Below are 3,182 nucleotides of genomic sequence, written 5' to 3'. Positions count from 1 at the left end.
TAACTTCAACTATATTCGAGAAAAAACGTATTATGATATAAAACAGGTTTCATGGCTCCATTTACCAGAATCCTCAGTAATGATAGAATGAGGCTATGAAAGAAATCCGTAAAAACTGTACAGAATGGAAACGGACTGCAAAAGAAAGGAAAGGGGAAATTCAATGAAAAAAAGGAAACTGTCTGTTATAGGGATTTTTGCAGGAATACTAAGCGCCGGTATGGTTCTTAGCGGATGCGGAGATTCTTCGTCAGATAACGGAAAAATAAAAATTGAAATGGTTCAATATAAGCCGGAGGCAGTAAAAGCATTTGAAAAAATGGAAGAGAAATTTAATGCTTCCCATGATGATATTGAACTGACCATTGAATCACCAAATGAAGCCATGACGATCCTGAAGACCCGTTTTATTAAGGAAGATCAGCCGGACATTATCGGGATCGGAGGGGATGTGAACTACTCTAATTTTCTGGATGCGGATATGCTGACAGATATTTCGGACTTTGAAGGGCTTGCAGACATTAAACAGGCATATCTGGATATTGATAAGAATCTGGAATTTATTCCCAGAGACGGAGTATATGCGGTTCCCTATGCAGCCAATGCGGCAGGGATCCTGTACAACAAAGACATGTTTGAAGAAAACGGATGGGAGATTCCCACAACCTGGGAGGAATTTCTGACACTTCTGGATACCATTCAGGCATCCGGACAGCAGCCGCTGTATTTTGGCTTTAAAGATACCTGGACCTGTCTGGCTCCATGGAACGCCATGGCCTGCGATCTTGCTCCGGCAGATGTATGCCAGCAGGTAAATAGAGGAGAAACTACTTTTTCAGAGGAATACCGGGAGCTTGCGGAAAAGATCCTTCAGCTTCTTCCTTACGCACAGGAGGATCCTTATGCTTACAGTTACAATGATGCATGCACCGCTTTTGCCCGCGGGGAATCTGCCATGTACTGCATCGGAAGCTATGCGGTTCCTCAGATTAAATCCGTAAATCCGGAGATGAATATAGATTCTTTTGTTTTTCCGGCAAATGACAGCGCAGACGGACAGATCCTGAACTCTGGTATCGATCTTCAGTTCTGTGTTATGGAGGACTGTCAGGAAAAAGAAGCAGCTTATGAAGTTCTACGTTTTATGCTGGAGGATGAAAATATCCAGATTTATCTGGATGACCAGAATGCAGTTCCCTGTAAAGAGGGAGAGTTTCAGCTTCCTTCCATGCTGGACGGTATGAAGGAATATATTGACGCCGGTAAGATGACAGACTATCAGGATCACTATTATCCAACAGAAATGGCAGTAGACGCCATGATCCAGACATATCTGATGGAAGGGAACACAGATGCATGGCTGAAAAAATTCGATAAAGACTGGACACGGTACAATCGTGACCTGATCCGCAAGATACAGGACTATCAGGAAGAAAACGGGGAAGGAGGAAATGAATGATGAAGAAAAATGAAAGAAAACGCACCTTTTTACTGATTACCATTCCGATTCTTGTATTATTCTTTACATTTAATACACTGCCTCTGATCAAAGGCTTTATTTACAGCTTCACTAATTTTAAAGGATATGGAAGCTATGACTGGGTAGGATTCCGGAACTACATTGATCTTTTTCAGGATGCCAGAGTGGGACATTCCTATCTGTTTACTTTTAAATTCGCGCTGGTGGCAACCATTATTGTAAATCTCTTTAGTCTGATTCTGGCGCTGGGCCTGAACAGCAGGATCCGTGCAAAAAGCGCCCTGAGAGGAATCTACTTTATCCCAAATGTTCTGGGAGGGCTGGTAGTCGGCTATATTTTCAGCTTTATCTTTACCTATATCCTTCCGACTATCGGAAAAGCCATGGGAATCGATTTTCTCAGCAGCAGTATGCTGGCGGATACAAAAGCCGCATGGTTTGCCATTGTGATCGTGGCGGCATGGCAGGCCATTGCAATGAATACGATCATTTATATTTCCGGACTGCAGACTGTGCCGGAGGATGTATATGAGGCAGGATCCATTGACGGGGCAACCGGATGGACAAAATTTAAAAATCTGACCTTCCCGCTGATTATTCCGTTTTTTACGATTAATATGGTACTGTGCATGAAAAACTTCCTGATGGCATTTGACCAGATTATGTCATTGACAAAGGGAGGTCCGGCACAGAGTACAGAATCCATTTCTTTCCTGATCTACAAAAATGGTATGGATGGAGGACAGTTTGGATTCCAGAGCGCGAATGCAGTGCTGTTTTTCGTTGTGATCGTGGCGATTTCTATATTCCAGCTTACATTTATGAATAAGAAGGAGGAGCAGTTATAATGAAAAAGAATACCAAACAGATGGGAAAAACCAACTGGCCGGTGACAATCCTTCTGATCATGGGCTGTGTGACGATTTTCTTTCCCCTTTATATGGCAGTGATCATTGCTTTCAAAAAGCCTTCGGAAATGACCAACGATATAGCAGGAGCCCTTTCCTTCCCGTCCTCCTGGAGCTTTGATAACTTTACAGAAGCCATGAGGGTTACAGATTTCTGGAATTCCCTGGGAAATTCTCTGCTGATTACAGCCCTCACTGTAGTGATTGCCATACTTCTTCATTCTCTGGCAGGCTACGCCATTGGAAGAAATATGGGAAAAAGTAAATTTTATAAATTTGCGTATCTTTACATTGTCAGCGGTATGTTTGTTCCCTTTGCCATCCTGATGATGCCTCTGGTAAAACAGACTTCTCAGATGGGGATTGGAAACAGAGCAGGTGTCATTATTCTTTATGTGGTATTTTATATGCCGATGAACCTTCTTCTGTATTCCGGATATCTGAAAAATATTCCCCTTGCGTTGGAAGAAGCGGCGAAGGTAGACGGAGCAAGTACCTGGAAGACCTACTGGAGTATTATCTTCCCTGTAATGAAGCCCATGCATGCAACAGTTGCAGTCCTTACGGCGCTGGGTACCTGGAATGATGTGATGACCCCTCTGGTGATCATGTCCGGTACTGGAAAAAATACCCTTCCGCTGGCACAGCTGAATTTCCAGACGCAGTTTGGAACAAATTATAACCTTGCGTTTGCATCGTATCTTCTGGCGCTGATCCCGATTCTTCTCTTTTATCTGATATGCCAGAAGCAGATTCTGAACGGTGTGGTAAACGGTGCAGTAAAATAATATAAA

The 3,182-nt window shown here is 43.1% G+C and carries 3 protein-coding genes; all 3 read left to right on the top strand.

Translation table 11 applies throughout. The features are described 5' to 3' along the window. Positions 1-163 precede the first annotated feature (163 nt). Genes RDS42_RS13585 through RDS42_RS13575 form a run of 3 tightly spaced genes read left to right on the top strand, consistent with a single transcriptional unit; the run spans position 164 to position 3,176 of the window. On the top strand, positions 164-1,459 hold the full coding sequence (locus tag RDS42_RS13585) for an extracellular solute-binding protein (RefSeq protein ID WP_308784126.1): 1,296 nt from the start codon (positions 164-166) through the stop codon (positions 1,457-1,459). After that, on the top strand, positions 1,456-2,328 hold the full coding sequence (locus tag RDS42_RS13580) for a sugar ABC transporter permease (protein WP_308784125.1): 873 nt from the start codon (positions 1,456-1,458) through the stop codon (positions 2,326-2,328). Before RDS42_RS13585 ends, RDS42_RS13580 begins: the two co-directional genes overlap by 4 nt. Next, positions 2,328-3,176, top strand: coding sequence for a carbohydrate ABC transporter permease (locus RDS42_RS13575; RefSeq protein WP_308784124.1), 849 nt, complete (start codon positions 2,328-2,330; stop codon positions 3,174-3,176). The genes RDS42_RS13580 and RDS42_RS13575 overlap by 1 nt, the downstream gene beginning before the upstream one ends. Positions 3,177-3,182: the final 6 nt, after the last annotated feature.

The sequence above is a fragment of the uncultured Blautia sp. genome (assembly GCF_902497045.1).
Classification (GTDB): Bacteria; Bacillota; Clostridia; order Lachnospirales; family Lachnospiraceae; genus Blautia_A.
The sequence above is the reverse complement of the archived record's forward strand: the minus strand, read 5'-3'. Positions and strand labels throughout refer to the sequence as shown.